Below are 20020 nucleotides of genomic sequence, written 5' to 3'. Positions count from 1 at the left end.
ACCCGGGTTTTATTGTTCTGGATATTTAATCACCAAACAGTCGGCGTACGGTGTTGAATAGTTCGTGCTGACCCTGCGCCAGGAGTCGCTCTGCACTCCTTTCCAGGACCCCGAAGGCTTCCTTATTACCTTCAGATATTGTGGCCTGCTCCAGGATCTGGTCTAGCTGTAACCTTGTATGTGCGGTGCTGTCCTCTTCCTCTTCAAATTCGTAAAAGGCCATGGCCCAGTTTGGGAATATGCGGGTTCCGCTCGACTCATCAAAGAGCGTGGTAACTTCATGATGTCTGTTATCTTCAACCAATTTCCTGTAGAGTTCCCGTACATCTTTCTCAGCCCCTTCTATAAGCTGCAAAAACTGTTGTTTATGATACAGGATACAACCGGTGATCTCGTGCGTACGGTTGTAGGATTTGGCTTTCAGCAACATCTCCTTGACCTCTCCTTTAGAGAATCCCGGATCAGCCTTTGAAATGTAGATCACTGCATGTATCACCTAGTACCAAATTTAATTTACACCCTACATCTCAGCCGGGTATTCTTTAAGATTAAGCGGGAAGGTAATTAATTAGAAGGTCATCATTTCATGATATCCATCAGCTTATTGCCGTGATGCAATAAATACATAAGAAATAAATGCCCGGATGAAGGATTCAGGGGATTACCGCCGCCTCGAAAGAGAGCAGCTCCTCCCCACTGAAATTCATTTTTACCTCAACGGGATTACAACACACCTCGCAATCCTCGATGTACTGTTGCTGCCCCGCAGACGGGTCTAACAGCATCGATATGGTCTCCCAGCAGTAAGGGCATTGGAAAAAATGTTCGTTCATTAGTTTGAGGCCTGCCTTCGGCAGGTAAATTTGAGGTTTGAAGTTTACAAAATTATATAAATACTCATGTGCCGGTATGACGGCATCACCGCATCACCGTGTCACTGCATCACCGTATCACTGCATCACCGCATCACCCGCCCGAACGTGCCGCTCGGTACGGGCGGGCCGTATCACTGCTTCACTGAATCACCGTGTGTCGGCATGACGGTGTGACCGTATCCCCCTAAAGAGGAACATTCAACAACTGCCCGGTCAGCTGCAGCAACTGCAGTTCGGCCAGTTTTGCGTCGTACTTGGCCAGGTTCTTATTGGTCTGGGCGTTGAGCAGGTTGATCTGGGCCTGCCTGAACTCGATCGAAGTGATCCTCCCCAGCTGGAACTGCTCCCGGGAGCGTTCAAAATTATTTTTATTGGTGACCACGTTCTTCTCCTGTATCCGGTAAATGCTCAGCCTGTTCTTATAAATATCAAAGGCGTTCTTTATATCCCGGTCCACTTCAAGCAGTACCTGTTTCTTTAATATTTCCTGGTTCTCGTAGGCGATCTTCGCATTCTTGATCCGCACCGCGGTATTCCCCCCGTCAAAAAGGTTCCAGCTGAGACTGGCGCCCAGGGAAAGGTTATTATTGGTGTTATTGGTACCGGGAAAGAAGGCAGAGGCTGCACTCTGGTTCAGGTTCCAGCCGTAGGAACCTGTGAGCCCGATCCTTGGCAAATACCCGGATTTGCTGATCTTGATATCGTATTCATTGATGGCGAGGTTCCGCTCTACCTGCAACACGGAAACATTATTTTCTTCGGCCCTGTCAATGTAGTCCTGTAAGACCAGCGGAGAGGTGAACTGGATCAGGGTGTCTACTGCAAAGGCTGCATCCAGCTCCCTGTTCAGGATAAGGTTCAGGTCCCTTTTCGCATTCTTAAGCTGCTGCCGGGTATTCAGCAAGTTGATGCTGTCATTGGTGACATCTACCTCTGCATTGAGGATATTCAGCTTGGTATTCTGTCCGAATTCAAAGGCATATTCCGCCCGTTTGGTCCTGTCCTGGGAGATCCTCAGGGCTTCTTCCAGTACTTTTTCATTCTCACTCAGCCTGGCGATCTCGTAATACACACTGAACAGTTCCAGCATCGTATTCTCTATGGTTTCCCGTGCCTGCAGGGTGGTAAGTTCATATTCTTCTTTTAAACTCTTGTAATTGTAGAGCCGTCCCAGCCCGTCAAAGAGGGTATAATTCAGCTGCAGGGCCGAAGTATAACGCTGGGCTTCAGCCTGGTTGATCTCAAAGTCGGGCCTGGGATTACCCTGGTCGTCCACCTGCCCCGGGAATTCAATAGTAGAATCGTCCCTGCTGTAATCAGCCCCGGCTACCGCACTCAGGCTTGGCAGGTAACCCGAATTAAGGATTCCCTGGTTATTATCTGCTATTTCAACCTGGTTACGCGCAACCTCTATCCCGAAATTATGTTCCAGGGCCTGCTCTACAGCCTCTTCCTTGGTCAGCAGCGGTGACTGTGCCTGCACACAGAACAAGCCTGCGGTTAGTAATACAACTGTGGCAATAATTTCCTTCATCCGTATTCCTTACTAGTTTTCAGAATGTTTCAGCCTGTCTTTGGACAAGTCCTCCATCCCATTATTCGTTCTGTCCGATTGTGATTCCAGGTGTTCCTCTTCCTTTTGTTCCTTAATGGCCCGCTCTACCTCTTCCCTGGAGATCTCCTTCCCTGTTCTCAGCCATTTTACAGTGACCTTGTAACGGTTGCTGAAAGCAAGGAATAACGGCAGCAAAAGCAGGGTGAGAACCGTGGCAAACCCGATACCGTAGGCGATAGAAATAGCCATAGGTTTCAGGAACTGCGCCTGCCTGCTCTTTTCCAGCAGTAAAGGTGCAAGACCTGCAATGGTGGTGATCGAGGTCAGGAAGATCGCCCTGAACCTGGATTTGCCCGCCTCGAAAATGGCATCATCAAACTTCATACCTCCTCTCAGGTTGGTATTAAACTTACTGATCAGCACCAGTCCGTCATTCACCATAATCCCGATCAGGGCAATGATCCCCAGCAGCGACAGTATATTGATAGGGAACCCGTGCAACCAGTGGCCCCAGGCTACCGCTGTAAGGCTGAAAGGAACCAGTAATAATAACAACAAGGGCTGGCTGAAACTTCTGAAGGTAAATGCGATGGTGATATAAATTAGCATCAGCACGGTAAACCCGGCGGTCTGCAGGGAACTTATCGTTTTTCCGGCTTCCCGGTTCTGTCCTTCGTAAGACGGACTCACCGTTGGATACTTAGAAGTTATCTCGGGCATCACGTCTTGCTTGATCCACGCCATTATATCGGTCCCACTGGTGGTTTCGTTGTCCTTGATATCTGCACTGATCTGCACTTCCCGGCGCCCGTCCAGGTGGTTGATGGCCACTTCTCCCCTGGCAATTTCATAGGTGGCGATCTCTTTCAGGGGAATCCTGTCCCCGGAAGGGGTTAGGATACGCATTTCGTCCAGGTCTGTGATCGAAGAACGATTTTCACGGTCATACCGCACCCAAACCCGGATCTCGTCCTGCCCGCGCTGGAAGCGTTGTGCCTGTGTACCGAAGAAGCCTGCCCGTACCTGGTTCATAACGGTCCGGAGGTCCAGCCCTAACAGGTATGCATTCTCTTTCAGCTCTAACCGGATCTCCTTGATCCCTGCCGGGTCATTGTCGGCCACGTCTTTTAGTAAGGCATTGTTCTCCAGGGCGGTTTTCAGTTCTACCTTCGCCGCCTTCAGTTCCTCGATATTGTTCCCCAGCAGGGATACGGATACCGGGCTCCCTCCAAAATTACCTCCCGAGCCGTAGATGAGGCTTTCAACACCTGTGACGGGGCCTACCAGCTCCCTTAAGCGGTTAGTTACCATCTCTGACCTGATCTGGTCCGGGCGTTCTTCCCCGGGCAGCAGGTTGATCACCAGGCTTGCATTAGAAGACCCGGGTCCAAGATTACGGATGGTATTCTCAAATAATTCTTTCCCGGTTCCGGACAGATACTTCTCGGTCAGTTCCCGGTTCACGATATCTGCTTTTTCCGAGATATAGGTGATGAGAGAATCGGTCACGGCCTCGTTGGTCCCGTTGGGCATGGTCAGTTCCACGGATACCCTGTCACTGGCGATCTGGGGAAAGAATGCAGTACGAACCACCCCACCTCCTATAGATCCTATGGTCAGGGCAAAGGCCATAAAGAAGAAAGAAAAGGTCAGGATCTTATGTCGTATAGTGAAGGCAAGTGCCGGGGCATAAAGCTTATCCCGCATCCAGCCCATCATATTATCGCCTGCACGGTTAATTCCACGTAATTTGGCAAATACTTTGGCTATTCCCTTCTTGGGCTTATCCGACTGCTTTTGTAAAGCCTTGGAATGCGCGAGGTGGGCAGGCAGGATGATCAGGGCCTCGATCAGGGATACGAGGAGCGTCAGGATCACGATAACAGAAACCTCCCCGAAAAATTCCCCGATACGACCTTCCAGGAAGAAGAAGATCGAAAATGCGAGTATGGTGGTGATAATGGCGGAAACGATGGGAGGAATCACCTCCATGGTCCCGTCTATCGCCGCCTGAATAGGTTTTTTACCCCGTTCATGGTGTTGATATATATTCTCGGCAATAACGATCCCGTCGTCCACCAGGATACCGATCACAATGATCATCCCGAACAGGGACAGCACGTTAATGGTCACATCAAATAAGGGTGCAAAGATGAACATCCCCAGGAAAGAGATAGGAAGCCCGAAGGCTACCCAGAATGCCAGCCGGGTATTCAGGAAGAGGGAGAGGAAGATGAGGACCAGGATCATCCCCATTACCGCGTTCTCTGTAAGCAACTGTGTTCTCTGGTTCAGCGTTTTGGACTGGTCACTGAGTACACTTAACTGTACATTATTGTACTTCTGGTTAAAATCCTCTATGTATTCCTTTACCTTATCGGCTGCCGAAATAAGGTCTTCCGTATTGGTACTGGTGATAGAGACGTTTACAGAGAGGTTGCCGTTGAAATAAGAAGCATTCGGCGTTTCAGAGAACCTGTCCCTGAGCACGGCCACATCTTTCAGGCGGATGGTTCGTCCGGATGCATCTGCCCTGATCACGAGGTTAGATAGTTCGTCTCCGTAATAAGAGCGGTTGTTCGCCCGGATCAGGTATTCCTCGGTCGATGTTTTAATATTCCCACCGGTCACCAGAATATTGGCATTGGCCACGGCCTGGGCTACTTCTGAGAACGTCATGTTGTAAGCCAGCAGGTTATTCTCGTTCAGGGCGATTTCTATTTCTTCATCGGGATACCCGGAAATGGCGATCTGCGAGATCCCCTCGATGGCTCTCAGGTCGTTCTCTACCTGCCTGCCGATCTGTTTCAAAGTAGCTAAAGGCACATTGTCCCCGCTGATCGCAAAGCTAATGGTCTGCCGGATGGCTTCCCGCTTGGAGACCACCAGGGGTTCCATCCCGCTGGGGAAGGAAGGCACGCGGTCTACCGCGTTCTTAACCTCGAGAAGCATAAAATCAACATTCCTGCCTTTCTCTATTTCCACGTCTATAGATCCACTGTTCTCGCGCGAAGTAGAGGTTACCCGTTCTATCCCTTCCAATCCTTTCAGGTTATCTTCTATCTTCAGGACGATCCCTTCCTCTACTTCCTGCGGGGAAGCACCCGGGTAGGTCACCGCGATCTGTATGTTCCTGGAATCGGTTAGTGGAAAGAAAGAAGATTTGAGGGACAGGGCCCCGTAAATACCAAATATGAAGAACGCGATGATGAAAACATCTACCGCGACATGGTACTTGATAAAATAGGATAAGATTGATCTCATGTCGTTTCGCTTATTGCTGCTTCTGCTTTTCCTCGTACACCTTCACCAACATTCCTGCATAGGCTCCCACAACGGGTTTGGAGATGATGGTTGTTCCATCGGGCACGTCTTTCAAGACCACTTTCTTATCGGTAAAGTAGACAGGTTTTACATTGATATAATCCAGGATAGAATCCCTGACCACGAAGATCTTATCATCTTCAAGCAGCAGTGAACGGTCTATCTCGATGGCATTCTCTTCATTCCTCGCATCCAGTAGTGCTTCCAGGTACATCCCTTCTCTCAGTTCAGGATCGTTAACCTCGATAAAAGCTGTGATGGTCTGGGATCCCTGCTCTACCCTGGCATTGATCCTCGACACCTTCCCTTTATAGGTTTCACTGCCGTCCAGGTTGGTCAGGTTCACTGCCTCGCCCACGCGGAGCAGGTCACTGAATGTCTTGCTGATGGCCACCTCTAACTCGAACGACCCGGTATTGATGAACTCACCTAGCTTCTGGCCCGCTCTTATCAGGGTCCCCTCGGTAACCAGGGCCTCGGTAAGTACCCCGTCAAAAGGTGCACGGATAATATATTTGCCCAGCCGCTGCTCCAGGTTCTTTACGTTGTAGTAATTGGTCAGGATCCCTCTTCCGCTGATAAAGTATTTTTCTTTTTCCGTAGTCAGTTCCGGAAGTTCCGGTGTTGGCCGCTCCATATCAAAGCTGTTCAGGTATTCCTGCCACTTCCCTGAGATCTCGGGATAGTCAAGCCGCAGGTCCGGCATTATGGAGGTGATCAGGTTGTAGAGGTTACTTTTGGCCGATTGTACACTGGCACGGTATTCCTCGGCATCTATCCGGATAATAGTCTCCCCCGACCTGTATTGCTGGCCCGGGCGGTATAACTTATTACCGGACCGGAAGACTCCCTGTACTTCTGAAAAGAGTTCCACCCGTTTCTTAGCAACCAGGTTCCCGTTGGCTGGCACGACTATGGGTACGGTCCCGTTCTGCACGGTATCCGTAAACACGGTCTTCACCACCTTCGCAGGGGTCGGTCGCGGGGTAGTCTTACTTTTAATAATAGAGTTGGCAAGGTAGAGGGATAGCAATATCACTACACCCCCCAGAATGGAAAGTAATATTTTTCTAGTATTCATCAGGCTGATTCACTTACCGGTTAGACGGTAAAACTATCCAATAGTTTAAGGGGCTTTAGTTAAATAAATCTTAAATGCGATATGCCGGGGCTGGAGCATAAAAAAAGGCACCCACTGGTGCCTTTTTAAGTAACTAACTATAAACGGTTTTACTCGTCTATTTCATCATCCTCGAATTTGGTATCGGCCATCCTGGTGCGGGAGAAGTCGACATCCCTGAACTCGAGTTTATCATCTTTCTTATCGTAATCAAAAACCAGGAACTGGTTCTGATCCATTTGCTCTAATCCTTTAAAAGAATCAAACGCATTATTCTGTAATTGCAGTATCTCCAGGCTCGCCAGTTGTCCGAACTCGGCCGGGATCGATCCGCCTAGACCGTTATTGGACAGTACCAACTCCTTCAGCATGGAGAGCTGTCCCATTTCTGCAGGGATCTCACCAAAAAGGGTGTTTTCAAACAGGCCCAGTCTTTCAAGCTTTGTAAGCTTCCCGATAGAGGATGGAATTTCACCCCTCAGCATATTGCTCGAGAGGTTGAGAGTTCTCAATTGTGATATTTCACCTATACTTCCAGGGATCCTGCCTTCAATGAAATTATTGAATGCAGTAAGTTCCTGCAGGTTCTTCAACCGGCCGATCTCCACCGGAATTTCTCCCTTGATACGGTTCATCTCCAGTTTAAGAACTTCCAGGTTTTCCAGGGCTACTATATTCTCGGGGATCTCCCCGGTAATATGGTTAAAGGCCAGGTTGAGGACTTTCAGGTATTTCAGGGAGGAAATGCTTTCCGGCAGTGGCCCCATCAGGTTATTCCTGAAGAGGTTGATAGCCACTACGTGGTTATCTTCCACGGTAACGCCGTGCCATCCTTCCACAGCCTCATCCAGGTTCCATTTCTTGACCCAGTGCAGTCCGTTCGTACTTTCATACAAATCGATCAGTGCTTTCTTCTCGGCACGGGAAACCTTGGCAAAAGCCAATTGTCCGGCACCTACAAGTATCACTAATAAGAATACAATCTTTTTAACCATGACGATCTTTAGATTTGATAATGTGCTTGATTCAATGTTATTTAGGAATTACCCTACAAACAAAAATACGCACTTCGTCCCGGAGATAATACTTTTTGTCGTTGAACGGTTCTACTTTGTTGTGAAGACAGGGTTTTCTGTGGTGAAATGTATTTTAACACGCCAAAAACCCTAGGCAGAAGTCAGTTTTTCAAGGTCCAGCGTCAGTTTTTCCCAATCTTTCATCAGCTTTTCAAGGCTCTTTTTCTTGGCCTGATACTTTTCAAAGAAATCGGGCTGGGCAATGGTTTCGTCATAGTTCATCAGTAGCTGGTGATCTATCTCCCCTATCTCCTTTTCCAGGGCTGCAATCTTACTCTCCACCCCGCTGAGCTGATTGTTGAGCGACCGTTCTTTCTTCTGCTGCTCATGATCGGACGGAGCGGTCGATTTGGCCTTCTGTTTTTCCTTTACGGGGTCCTTCTTCTCTATCGCCCTGAAATCCTCTGCTTTCCGCTCTTCCAGGTAAAAGTTGATATCCCCCAGGTATTCTTTGATCTTATGGTTCTTGAACTCGTATACCTTATTGGTAAGCCCCTGCAGGAAATCCCGGTCGTGGGATACCAGGATCAGGGTACCCTCAAAATGCTGCAACGCCTCTTTCAATACGTTCTTCGAAGCAATATCGAGGTGGTTGGTAGGTTCGTCCATTACCAGCACATTAAAGGGCTGTAACAGCAATTTTGCAAGTGCAAGCCTGTTTCTCTCCCCACCTGATAAGACCTTGACATATTTTTCTACCTCTTCCCCGCGGAAAAGGAAAGCTCCAAGAATATCTCTTACTTTACTCCTGTTCTTTTCATTGGCTGCATCGATCATGGTATCGAGCACGGTCTTGTTCCCGTCCAGGTATTCGGCCTGGTTCTGGGCAAAATATCCGATCTGGACATTATGCCCGAGCTTCATCTTGCCTTCATAATCCAGCTCTCCTACCATGATCTTGGCCAGGGTGGTCTTTCCCTGCCCGTTCTGTCCTACAAAGGCCGTCTTGCTGTTCCTTTCAATGAGGAGGTCGATATCTTTAAGAACAATTTTGCTGCCATAGCTTTTGCTTAACCCTTCTAATTCCGCCACCACTTTCCCGGGAGTGACAGAAACCGGGAAACGGAGGTTCATCACCGCGTTATCGGTCCCATCTACCTCTATCCGGTCCATCTTATCCAGTTTTTTGATAAGCGACTGGGCCATGGACGCTTTGGAAGATTTTGCCCGGAACTTCTCGATCAGCCGCTCTGCCTGCTGTATCTCTTTTTCCTGGTTCTTCTGGGCATTCAGCTGCTGTTCCCTTACTTCTTCCCGAAGCAACAGGAACTCGGAATAAGGTTTATTATAATCATAGATCCTCCCCAGGGAAATCTCTATGGTACGGTTGGTGACATTGTCCAGGAACATCTTATCGTGGGATACGATCACGACTGCCCCGGGAAAAGACTTCAGGAATTGCTCTAACCACAGTATAGATTCGATGTCCAGGTGGTTGGTGGGCTCATCCAGCAGGAGGATATCGTGTTGTTGCAGCAGCAGCTTTGCCAGTTCCAGGCGCATCCGCCAGCCTCCCGAAAAAGTATCGGTCTGTTTGCTGAAATCCTCGCGGGTAAAACCCAGTCCCCTCAGGATCTTCTCGGTGTCCCCCTCATAATTATACCCCCCGAGGATCTCGAAACGATGGGTAAGGTCATTCAGGTCTATGATCAGCTGGCTGTACGAATCACTTTCGTAATCCGTCCGCTCTGCAAGTTGCTGATTGATATGTGCCAACTGCCCCTCTACTTCCTTGATCTCGTAAAAGGCCTGATGGGCTTCCTCCAGAACGGTCCGTCCGGCTTCAAAGTCGATGTCCTGTCGTAAGAACCCGATCCGCACATCCTTGTCTGTGGCCAGGGTACCCGAATCCGGGGCCTGGTCTCCGGCAAGAAGTTTCAGTAGGGTAGATTTACCTGCCCCGTTCTTACCGATCAGCCCGACCCGGTCCCCGGGATTTAACCGGAACGCTATTTCTTCAAAGAGATATTCTCCACCGAAGGCAACTGATAAATTATGAACGTTGAGCATGCAATTGTAATCTTGGTTACCGGTAAAACACTGTGAATGTTTACCTTTGTGTAAATTTTTGCAAATGTTAAAAAAAGGAAACAAACTATACAGCATTTTAACAGGAAGTTGTCCCAAATGCCACCAGGAAAGCATGTACGAGGTAAAGAACCCTTACAATCCAGGGACGTTGTTTAAGATGCACGAGCGGTGTTCGCATTGCGGCACCCGATACAAGATAGAGCCTTCCTTTTTTTACGGGGCCATGTATGTGAGTTACGCGGTAGGGATCGCTTTCGGAGTTGCGGCCTTCGTGATCGCTTTTTTACTGTTAAAAGCCACCCTGATACAGACCTTTATCGCAATTTTCATCACCCTGGTGGTTTTTATGCCGGTGATCATCCGGCTGTCGCGAAATATTTGGATCAACCTCTTCATCCATTACGACCCGCTTGCGTCACGGGCCTGAGGGTAGTATATCTTAGTGAATCGTCCAAGGTCCATCTCGGGATTTAAAGGTTGGCCGGATTCTATAAGATCAAACAATTGCTTCGCTGCCCATGGCCCGATCATCACACCCCTGGAACCAAAGCCGTTTAGCGCGTAAAGATTAGTATGTTCCGGATGCCTGCCTACCAGCGGTCTCCGATCTGCCACCGTAGGGCGTAACCCGGCCTGTTGTCCGATAATCTGGTAATCGCAGTTCAGCAATTTATCCAGTTTTTCTTTTAATTGTACCCGGGCTTTTTTGGTCGGGGTATTCTCGTAATCTTTCCAGGCATAGGTGGCACCGACGAGATATTCATCATTTTCTCCCGGCAACACGAAGAATGCGCTTTTCAGGATCTCGGTTTCCTTCAGGCCGGGACAATGTATCCTGAGGTATTCGCCTTTGGAACCTTGCAGGGGCAGGTAATTGAAATATGGGTTCGCAGACAGCCCGTAGCCGGTGGCAAAAATGACCTGCCGGGCTTTTATCTCCTTGTATTGCACCTCATCTGCAGATACCTTCAGCTTATCAAAAAGAAAAGACTCTTTAAGCAGTGTCCCTTTTTCCTCCAGTAATTCGGCATACTGTTTTGCAAGAAGGGCCGTATCCACACGCCCGCTGTTCTCAACGATCCCAAAGCCGTAAGGCGCTGCGATACCGGGATTGGTATTGGCCAGTACGTCGGGCAGCAAAAAATCTTTTAGCCGGGGATGGTCACAGGCCTCGAACCACTGGTTCTGCTCCTCTACGGAGGCAAACCTTCGTTTGATCCGGCCCGGATACAATAACCGGGCGCCTAATTTTTCTTCCAGGGCAGTATAGAAAGGCAGGGCCACCTGCAGCTGCTCTGCGGCCATCCAGACGGGATTGAATCTTTTCAGGACAACGGGATTATACAATCCCCCGGCGACTTTGGTCGCCTGCTGGGAATCATCGTTTATCACCACGAAGCTTTTGCCATGACCGGACAGCGTTTCACACATGGAGATCCCTGCCAGGCCCAGGCCGACAATCAAGTAATCGATCATAGCACAAATTTACTTAAAGATGCCGGCTGCACATAGCTTTTCTGATCAATTATAAAGAGATGGATAATGAAAAAACCCCGGCCAGGCCGGGGTTCTTATAGATTCAGAATTGGAATGTTCTACTTATATAACCTAACTAGTAGGCCCACATATCCTGTTCGCGATCCCTGATCGCTTCATTGATACGCTGGGATTCGAGTAACTGGAACAAGGCGTTTTCTGCGATGTACTGGTCAATTTCACGATCTCCCTGTACGTTGTCTTCTTTATAGATGACCCCGTTGAACCTTCTTGCATTAAGGAGCATATCAAAAGAGATGGGCTGGGCGGAATTCCGCTGGTTGAACACCTTGGCCTTGTGGAGGATCTCCCTGGCACTTGGGAACCATACCCAGAACAATTCTACCAAAGCATCTTCCGGCGCCATAGACTCATCGTCTATGAAGTTCACGTCTGGTGCTACCGGGGCAATACCCAGCAATCGGTATTTAAGTTCTCCCTGCCGCTTATCAAAATACCAGATCCCTTTGATCCTGTACTCTTCGATATCTGCTGCAGTAAGTTCTCTCCTGTTGATATATTCCGGGGATAACTGCTCCCCTGCGTTGATCTGCTCGTATCCCAGGTCCGTGGTATCTACCTTCTTCAAGGTAGCTTCCAGGTCACTGAACTTACGTTTCTCCGTAAAATAGGAGTCGACATACACGTCTGTAAGTTCCCCGGTCTTGATATGCTTTATCAGCACATCGTAGAGCGATCGCCTGTCTGACCCGATATTGACGGTATCCAGTGGATAATACAAGGGGAAATTCACCCGCTCGTCAAGGTCAATGACCTCCCAGATGGTCTTGGACCAGAGAATATCCCTGTCGTCCACGTAACCATATTGTAATGGGGTATCATTATCGGCTGCAATCTGGGCCTCGGTCTTCTTACCGATCTCTTCTGGTTTCTTGGCATTCAGGATATTTGCCTGAGCCGAGATCGAGATCGGGAGAAGAGCAACTGCTCCTACCAATAAAACATTCTTCCAATTCATATACTTCAATTTAACTATTCTTAGTTTGTGAGCTCCACGATAACGGGAGACACTTTCTTCAACTTGTAGGTCTTGTTATTTGTTATGTAAGCCTCAATATCAAAGATCTGAACTGCGTCACCACGCTTGGCACGTTTTAAGGCTGATTTAGCCCTGTCGTCCAGTTTATTACCGTTCACGTTTACAGTAGGCTGTCCCGGAACTTTGAATTTAAAGCCGCTAACCGCCAGGTTAAGGTCAAAGTCAAAGTCTTCGAGCATTGCACCAACCGTCGAGATCTCGAGGTTGTTACGTGGCATGCTCACACTTCCGGATTCGCCCCTGATAGAACCTGATGGTCTTGGGATATCCTTGATCCTGAATTCCGCAGGCGTATTGATCTTCTGCCCGTCAGGTAATACTCCCGACGCAACAATTGTAACAGTTCTCCCGGTACCCGGGTTCATCACGTACTGGCTGCCGTTTCTCTTGGAAAGACCCGGTGCCGAAGCACTAACCTTGTTATCAGGAATACCAGGTATAGAGATGGTCATAGGGTTTGCAACCCCACGGTATACCACGTTCATCTTATCTGCTGCAATTACCGCCGCATTTGGCTTGCTGATCGTAGCAAAGGTAGAGGATACAGGTACATCAACTTCTTTACCATCCTGCTTAAAGATCAGTTTCCCTTCGATCTTGTGATCACCTGGGTTACCGGCACTTACCAGCATTTTAACTCCCCCGCCTTCGTAGACGAAATCCTTTCCTTCCTGCAGTTTCCTGCCATCCAGGGTAAGCTCCGCCCTGTCGGGCTTGGTAGAGTTATCTGTACGTCCAAGTACAATACTTCCTTCAAATTTCTCTCCTGCGTAAAAAGCAGATTTCTCTTGCTGTAACAGGGTTGAATAATTGGTCATCGAAACCTCAGCGGTTAACTGTCCCTGCAGCATAGCTTTCAGGGCTGTCTGCTCGGTCTCGCGGATGTCGGCCTGCAAGGCAGTCAGTTTGGTCAGGGAGGCAACCATTGGGAAGCCTTCATAGTGATAGTTGATCCAATCAACCTTCACCCCGTCACGTCGTTCTACTTTGCCATTCTCATCCCCGGTTTCGAACTTAGCTTTTACGAGCGACTTTACTTCACCCATTTCATCAGGTAAAATAGAGATCACCTGGTCACGGTAATCGTTCAATCGCTTCATAAATTCTTTTCCTTCCGGCGCCAGGTTATCTCCCTGGAAGAATTTCTGGTCAAGATAATCAGACTTGTCCATTACTACGTAATCCTTGGGATCTTCTATCCCTTCCATCATGTTATTCTTGATGTCTTCCAGGTAGTCGTAGTAAGACTCGGACAATTGCTTGATCTTGATAGCATCCTGGTACAAGGGTCCGTATTTCTCCTTGTTTTCGTTTGCTTTTGTCTCCAGGTTCCCCAGGAAAGCCGTATTGGTTTCCGAGGTCTTGACATTAGAAGCCTCCATCTTTTCGTTCATAAGACCGAAAGCGGCGAGTACTTCTTTACTCATATTTAACGCCAGCATTGCGATGAAGATCAAGTACATAAGGTTGATCATCTTCTGACGTGGTGTTGCTTTTCCTCCTGCCATGTTTTCTAATTAGTTTTGTTGATTAATTTGATTTGGGTTAAAAGAAAAAACTAATTAGTTTCTGTTCATGGCGGTCAGCATACCTCCGTAAACGCCATTCAGCGAAGACAGGTTAGATGCCAGCGACTCCATTTGCTCTTTTAATGCACCTGCGTTCTGAACTACTTCCTCATTGATAGAAGCTTGACGACTGGCACTTTCTAACTGAACTTTGTAAAGACTGTTCAGGGATTCCATCTGCTCTGCAGCTGTAGACAGCTCTTCAGAGTATTTTTTAGTATGTTCGATTGCATCGGCAGTAGGAGCGATTCCTTTAGCAGCTCCTTCAAAATTGCGGATACTGTTACCAAGGCTGTCAAACAGCTCTGCATCGATATTTGCTTCTTTCAGCAATTCGTCCAGTTTACGGGATAACATTCCCTCTGCCATCTGGGCTTCCTGGGCTTCGTTACTTCTTCCTGAAGCAGCTCCTCCGTTAAGTTCCGGGTATACCAGGGACCAATCGTACTCGTCGTCTACCGGCTCAAATGCACTGATAGCGAAGATAAGGGCTTCCGTGATCAGACCGATCGCGAGCAGCAATCCTCCTGTAAGGGGGCCAAACTCCCAGTGAAGGATCTTGAATAACGCACCGATGATCACCACCGACGCTCCAAGGCCGTAGGCCATGTTGAATAGTTTCTTTGTTGACTTTGACTGTGCCATAATGTTGATTTAAAAATTAGGTTATAATAAGTATTTGGTCACTTGGTTGGTTTGCATCATTACTGGGTAGAATCTTCTTCTCCCATGTAATCCTGCACGGTCCGGAATCCGATATAACTTCTTGCGGAATCCTTGTATTCATAATCCCTGGTACTCACCTGCAGGAAATAAGCCACGTCTTTCCAGGATCCTCCACGGATCACTTTACGTGTATTCTTCCCGTCCTCTGCATTAGGGTTCATGGTTGATGCGTACTCGTATGACCCGGGGTAGTAGCTGGAGTTCGTCCATTCTGCCACGTTACCGGCCATATTGTACAGGTTAAAATCATTGGGCTCGTAAGACTTCGCTTCCACGGTATACAGGGCGGCATCTGCAGCATAATCTCCTCGCTGCGGTTTAAAGTTTGCCATGAAACACCCGGTATCACTGATCACGTAAGGTCCTCCCCAAGGGTAAGTTCCTCCTTCAATTCCTCCACGGGCGGCATATTCCCACTCTGCTTCGGTAGGGAGACGGAACTGGTTCACGAATTGTTTTCCACGACTCTTCTGATCGTCGTTCTTGAATTTGGTTCTCCAGTTACAGAAGGCCTTGGCTTGCTGCCAGGACACACCTACTACCGGGTAATCGCTGTAAGCGTCGTGCCAGAAGTAATCATTGTGCATAGGCTCGTTATAGGAGTATTCAAAATCCCTGATCCAAACCGTAGTATCCGGGTAGATCTCTATTTCCTCCTGCTTGATGAAAGGCTTACGCCCCTGCTCTCTTGCCCTTGCAGCTTCCTGGATATCCATCCAGGTATATTTGTATTTCAGTTTCTTCACATCGATCATGCGCTGACCGTTGTACGACTCCTCTTCCGGGATATACATAGAGTCCATTACTTCTGTATAATACTCGTCCGGGTAGTCGCTGGTATCCCAGATCAATTCTTCGTCCTTATTAAGGGCATATCCTTCATAACCTGTTTCTCCAAGTCCGGCATAATTGTCGAGCATATATCGCTCGTATACGGACATCTTGGTGGTATCTGCAGATTTAAAGGCGTATTCTCCAATACCTCCATCTTCCGGGGTAAGGCCTAATTCATCTGCCAGGATTGCCAGCCTGCTTCGTACGATAGAGTCTTTAACCCATTCTACAAATTGCCTGTACTCACTGTTGGTGATCTCGGTATCATCCATGTAAAAGGAACGAACGGTAACGGTCTTGGTTGGCGCGTTGTAAACCTTGGCTACATCCTCGTCCTGCTTACCCATGATAAAAGCACCACGGGGAATCAGTTCCATTCCGTAGGGCTTTTCCGGGTGCCACTTCTTCCCCTGGACCCCAACCAGTTCTCCTTTGGTCTTGGACCCGCAGCTGGATAATAAAAAAACAAACGCTATAGGGATTAACAATAGCTTCTTCATACTCTAGGTTAAATTTCGATTAAGACAATTCACAGTAACGAAATGCATTATTCACTAAAACTGCATTTTATGCGATTTATTGTGTAAAATGGAACGCCACAAAAAAATAATGATCATTTAGTTAAAGCCCTTCTTGTAGGCTTTGAACCACCTCTCAGGGATATTCTGGTCGCAAGCATCCAGATAGTCCTGTTCGGTGCAGGGTAATAACGCAGGTGAATTGGATTTAGTATCTGAAGCAAGGATAGATGGTACTTCTACCCACCACCTTTCGGTAAGATGGCTTTTATAGAAGACCAGCTGCTCTGTTTCAGTAGGCACATTGAACTTGGTGAAGTCGTTGTTCCGTGCACTTGGAGTTTCTTTGATCCGGTAATTGAAGCCTTCCATAAAGTACCAGATGATCTGGGCTACCAACTGGAAGGATTGTATGTTATTTTCGCATTCGTAAATTCCGAAGACAGAAAGGTTGTCACTTATACCCGCATAGCGTGCGATCGCACAGATCTCTCTCCCGTTAAAGCCGTTCGGCGAAAAGTTAGGCGAGGTTGTCCCCAGGTCACTGGCCATGATCGCCCGGGCATCGAGGCTGAGGATATTGGCATTGCGGAGTACAGGTTCAGCCAGGCTGATATCCGAAGTGATCTCCCCCAGGCGGTAAGCATCAAAGAACAGCTTCTCCATAAGGTCTATCTCTTCCTGGCTGTTAAAATAGCTCTGGTATCCCAGGTTGGAAAAATTAAAAAGATTATTGGGTTTGTCCGTGATGATCTTACTCATATAGGAATTAGACGAGATAAGCTCCTCGTCAGCCCCGAAGTCGAACCTGCTGTCAACGGAAACAAGGTTAACCATATTCCTGATCCCGTCAAAAGCCCGGTATGTAGGATAGGTGATATCCTGGGTAGCGCCTATGACTATAGGAATAATATCCTCTTCGAGCAATCCGGCAACGATCTCTTTGACAACAAAATAAGTATCCTCTACGGTCTCGCCTTCGTTCAGATCTCCCAGGTCGACTATAGAAGCGTTCCAGTTCCCCATCATCAGTTGGTACAACTGTAACCGGATCTGGGAGATATCGAGCGCTTCCGGTTTCTTTTCAAAGGCGTTCCTGGATTCATTGACCCCAAGGATGGCAAAAGATACGTTGGCGAGCACTGGCAGGCCATGACGCGAAGTATGTTTGTGAATGTTCTTTCCAAGAGCCTGGGGAGGCAACAACTCGCAATGAGCCAGAACTTTGTCACTTACCGGGATGAGGAAATCAAACGCCATATTGCGGGACTAACCTTTAGTTTTCTTTGTTGTTTTCTTTGTCGCTTTTTTCTTGGGTTTCTTCTTTTCAAGTAATTCCTTGGCCGCCTCCAGGGTAACCTTGTTGGGATCCACATCCTTGGTAAGCTCTACTTTGATCTTACCCTGTATGATATTATGCCTGCCCCACCTGGCCTTTTCGATGCGGATATCCTCTTCCGTCCATTCAACCACCACCTTTTCGGCTTCCTTCTTCTTCTTGGCCTCGATCAGCTCCTCGATATCTTCCTGGGAGAGATTATCGAAATCGTACTTCTTGTTTACATTGATGAACATGCCGTCCCACTTAATGAATGGGCCAAACCGGCCTTTTCCTTTAGTGACCTCCTTCCCTTCATAAGAAGCTATTGGCGCATCTGCCTTTTCCTTTTCCTTTATCAGTTCTATAGCCCGGTCCAGGTCTACATCAAATGCGCTTTCATCCTTCCCCAGGGATACGAATTTCTTCCCGTACCTGACGTAAGGACCATACCTTCCGACATTCGCCTCTACTTCCTCCCCTTTGTACTCCCCAAGGTTCCTGGGCAGTTTAAAGAGTTCCATTGCCTCCTCGAAGGTGAGGGTGGTGATCGACTGGTGCGGTAAGAGGCTCGCAAACTGTGGCTTCTCTTCCTCATCCACGGTACCAATCTGTACCATCGGCCCAAAGCGGCCCAGCCTTACAGATACCTGCCTGCCCGATTTAGGATCCGTTCCCAGTACCCGCTCCCCGCTGGCGCGTTCTGCATTTTCTTCCACGTCGAGGACCTTTGGGTGGAAATCCTTGTAGAAGTTCTTCATCACCTTTTGCCAGTCTTCCTCGCCGGCTGCGATCTCGTCAAAGTCCTTTTCAACCTTGGCGGTAAAATTATAATCCAGGATTCCGGAGAAATGACTGACCAGGAAATCGTTCACTACGATCCCGATATCCGTTGGTACCAGTTTTCCTTTATCCGATCCTACCGTCTCGGTGAGGGTCTTCGATTCTATATTATCTGAACTGAGTTCCAGTTGTACGTAATTCCGTTCGGTTCCGTCAATAGTTCCCTTTTCCACATACCCCCTGTTCTGGATGGTAGAAATGGTCGGGGCATAAGTAGAAGGTCGCCCGATCCCGAGTTCTTCCAGTTTCTTAACCAGCGAGGCTTCCGTGTAGCGGTAGGGTGCCCTTGTAAACCGCTGGGTCGCCGTGATAGAATTATTATTGAGCGCTTCGCCCAGTTTCATGGCTGGCAACATTCCCTCCTGCTCTTCAGCTGTATCTTCCTCGTCTTTACCTTCCAGGTATACTTTCAGGAATCCGTCAAATTTGATCACCTCCCCGTTTGCTGAGAATAGCTGGTCGTGCTTGTTACTGGCGATCTTAACGTTTGTACGTTCCAGTTGTGCATCACTCATCTGGGAGGCGAGGGTTCGCATCCAGATCAGTTCATACAATTTGGCCTGGTCCCTGTCCATGGTAGGCGATTGATTCTTCATATCGGTCGGGCGGATCGCTTCGTGGGCCTCCTGTGCTCCCTTGGACTTCCCCTTGTAATTCCTGACCTTGCTGTATTTTTCGCCGTAATTCTCAATAATGGCTTCCTTGGCAGCCTGTATAGCTTCCCCTGACAGGTTAACACTATCGGTTCTCATATAGGTGATATGCCCTGCCTCGTATAAGCGCTGAGCCACCTGCATGGTCCTGGAAACCGAGAAGTACAGCTTCCGGGCCGCTTCCTGTTGCAGGGTGGAAGTGGTAAATGGAGCTGCCGGTGATTTTTTAGCCGGCTTGGTATCCAGGCTGTCTATCTTGTAGTCGGAACCTATATTCTTCTTAAGGAATTCCTCTGCCTCTTCCTTGCTTTCGAAAGTTGAATTCAGTTTGGCAGTGAAAACCTCGCCCTTGGAGGTGGTGAATTCTGCCGTTACCTTGAAGGAAGCAACCGGCGTAAAGCCTTCGATATCCCGCTCCCGTTCAACTATGAGTCGGACTGCCACTGATTGTACCCTACCGGCAGACAGTCCCGGTTTAATTTTTTTCCACAATACAGGGGATAATTCGTACCCCACCAGCCTGTCAAGGACACGCCTTGCCTGTTGGGCATTCACCAGGTCGTAATTAATATCCCTTGGATTTTCTATCGCTTTCTGGATAGCATTCTTGGTAATAGAGTTGAATACGATCCTCCGGGTCTTATCTTTATCTAGCTTCAGGGTCTCAGCCAGGTGCCATGAAATCGCCTCTCCTTCCCGGTCTTCATCACTGGCCAGCCAGATCAATTCTGCCTTGGATGCCATTTCCCTGAGTTTCTTGACCAGCGCCTTCTTTTCCTTATCTACTATATAATTAGGTGTAAAGTCTTTTTCCACATCCACACCGAGCTCTTTGGTAGGGAGGTCTGCAATATGTCCAAAACTGGAGGTGACCTTATAATCCTTACCAAGGAACTTTTCGATGGTCTTTGCTTTCGCGGGCGACTCTACTATAACTAAATTCTTTGCCATTCAGAGGTTTTTGAAGTCACAAAAGTATGGGA

At 48.2% G+C, this 20020-nt stretch carries 15 protein-coding genes; 1 reads left to right on the top strand and 14 read right to left on the bottom strand.

Features of this window, described 5'->3' with window-relative positions:
- Positions 1 to 25: 25 nt before the first annotated feature.
- The 7 genes from CLV82_RS05900 to CLV82_RS05870 form a co-directional block, all read right to left on the bottom strand.
- On the bottom strand, positions 26 to 496 hold the full coding sequence (locus CLV82_RS05900) for a BLUF domain-containing protein (protein WP_133643352.1): 471 nt from the start codon (positions 494 to 496) through the stop codon (positions 26 to 28).
- 157 nt (positions 497 to 653) lie between these two features.
- Positions 654 to 833, bottom strand: a complete 180-nt coding sequence (locus CLV82_RS05895; RefSeq protein ID WP_133643351.1) for a CPXCG motif-containing cysteine-rich protein — start codon at positions 831 to 833, stop codon at positions 654 to 656.
- A gap of 226 nt (positions 834 to 1059) precedes the next feature.
- The gene (locus CLV82_RS05890) at positions 1060 to 2409 is read right to left on the bottom strand and encodes a TolC family protein (RefSeq protein WP_133643350.1); all 1350 of its coding nucleotides are present in this window, start codon (positions 2407 to 2409) and stop codon (positions 1060 to 1062) included.
- Positions 2410 to 2421: 12 nt separating this feature from the next.
- Entirely contained in the window at positions 2422 to 5694 is a 3273-nt protein-coding gene (locus tag CLV82_RS05885) for an efflux RND transporter permease subunit (RefSeq protein WP_133643349.1), read from the bottom strand.
- Positions 5695 to 5704: 10 nt separating this feature from the next.
- Complete coding sequence (locus tag CLV82_RS05880; protein WP_133643348.1) at positions 5705 to 6835, bottom strand: efflux RND transporter periplasmic adaptor subunit; 1131 nt, start codon at positions 6833 to 6835, stop codon at positions 5705 to 5707.
- Between the two features lie 149 nt (positions 6836 to 6984).
- Entirely contained in the window at positions 6985 to 7869 is an 885-nt protein-coding gene (locus CLV82_RS05875; protein WP_133643347.1) for a leucine-rich repeat domain-containing protein, read from the bottom strand.
- 171 nt (positions 7870 to 8040) lie between these two features.
- Positions 8041 to 9960: an ABC-F family ATP-binding cassette domain-containing protein gene (locus CLV82_RS05870; RefSeq protein WP_133643346.1), complete on the bottom strand. Its 1920-nt coding sequence runs from the start codon at positions 9958 to 9960 to the stop codon at positions 8041 to 8043.
- Positions 9961 to 10024: 64 nt separating this feature from the next.
- Here CLV82_RS05870 and CLV82_RS05865 point away from each other — a divergent pair, with 64 nt between their 5' ends.
- Entirely contained in the window at positions 10025 to 10408 is a 384-nt protein-coding gene (locus tag CLV82_RS05865) for a DUF983 domain-containing protein (protein WP_133643345.1), read from the top strand.
- Here CLV82_RS05865 and CLV82_RS05860 read toward each other — a convergent pair.
- From CLV82_RS05860 to topA, 7 genes are all read right to left on the bottom strand, one after another.
- A complete protein-coding gene (locus CLV82_RS05860) occupies positions 10381 to 11457 on the bottom strand; it encodes an NAD(P)/FAD-dependent oxidoreductase (protein ID WP_133643344.1) in 1077 nt (358 codons plus the stop codon). The two genes, CLV82_RS05865 and CLV82_RS05860, sit on opposite strands and share 28 nt — an antisense overlap.
- Before the next feature lie 136 nt (positions 11458 to 11593).
- Positions 11594 to 12496, bottom strand: a complete 903-nt coding sequence (porN, locus tag CLV82_RS05855) for a type IX secretion system ring subunit PorN/GldN (RefSeq protein WP_133643343.1) — start codon at positions 12494 to 12496, stop codon at positions 11594 to 11596.
- Between the two features lie 20 nt (positions 12497 to 12516).
- Positions 12517 to 14085: a type IX secretion system motor protein PorM/GldM gene (gene porM / locus CLV82_RS05850; protein WP_133643342.1), complete on the bottom strand. Its 1569-nt coding sequence runs from the start codon at positions 14083 to 14085 to the stop codon at positions 12517 to 12519.
- Between the two features lie 54 nt (positions 14086 to 14139).
- A complete protein-coding gene (gene porL / locus CLV82_RS05845; protein WP_133643341.1) occupies positions 14140 to 14790 on the bottom strand; it encodes a type IX secretion system motor protein PorL/GldL in 651 nt (216 codons plus the stop codon).
- Between the two features lie 59 nt (positions 14791 to 14849).
- A complete protein-coding gene (gene porK / locus CLV82_RS05840) occupies positions 14850 to 16205 on the bottom strand; it encodes a T9SS ring complex lipoprotein PorK/GldK (RefSeq protein ID WP_133643340.1) in 1356 nt (451 codons plus the stop codon).
- A gap of 117 nt (positions 16206 to 16322) precedes the next feature.
- Entirely contained in the window at positions 16323 to 17483 is a 1161-nt protein-coding gene (locus CLV82_RS05835) for a formimidoylglutamase (protein WP_133643339.1), read from the bottom strand.
- A gap of 9 nt (positions 17484 to 17492) precedes the next feature.
- Positions 17493 to 19988 (bottom strand): type I DNA topoisomerase, encoded by a 2496-nt coding sequence (gene topA, locus CLV82_RS05830; RefSeq protein WP_133643338.1) that lies wholly within the window; start codon positions 19986 to 19988, stop codon positions 17493 to 17495.
- Between the last annotated feature and the right edge of the window lie 32 nt (positions 19989 to 20020).

Origin of the sequence: Zeaxanthinibacter enoshimensis (genome assembly GCF_004362865.1) — a bacterium.
GTDB classification, from domain to species: domain Bacteria; phylum Bacteroidota; class Bacteroidia; order Flavobacteriales; family Flavobacteriaceae; genus Zeaxanthinibacter; species Zeaxanthinibacter enoshimensis.
This window is presented reverse-complemented; position numbering and strand designations above follow the sequence as displayed.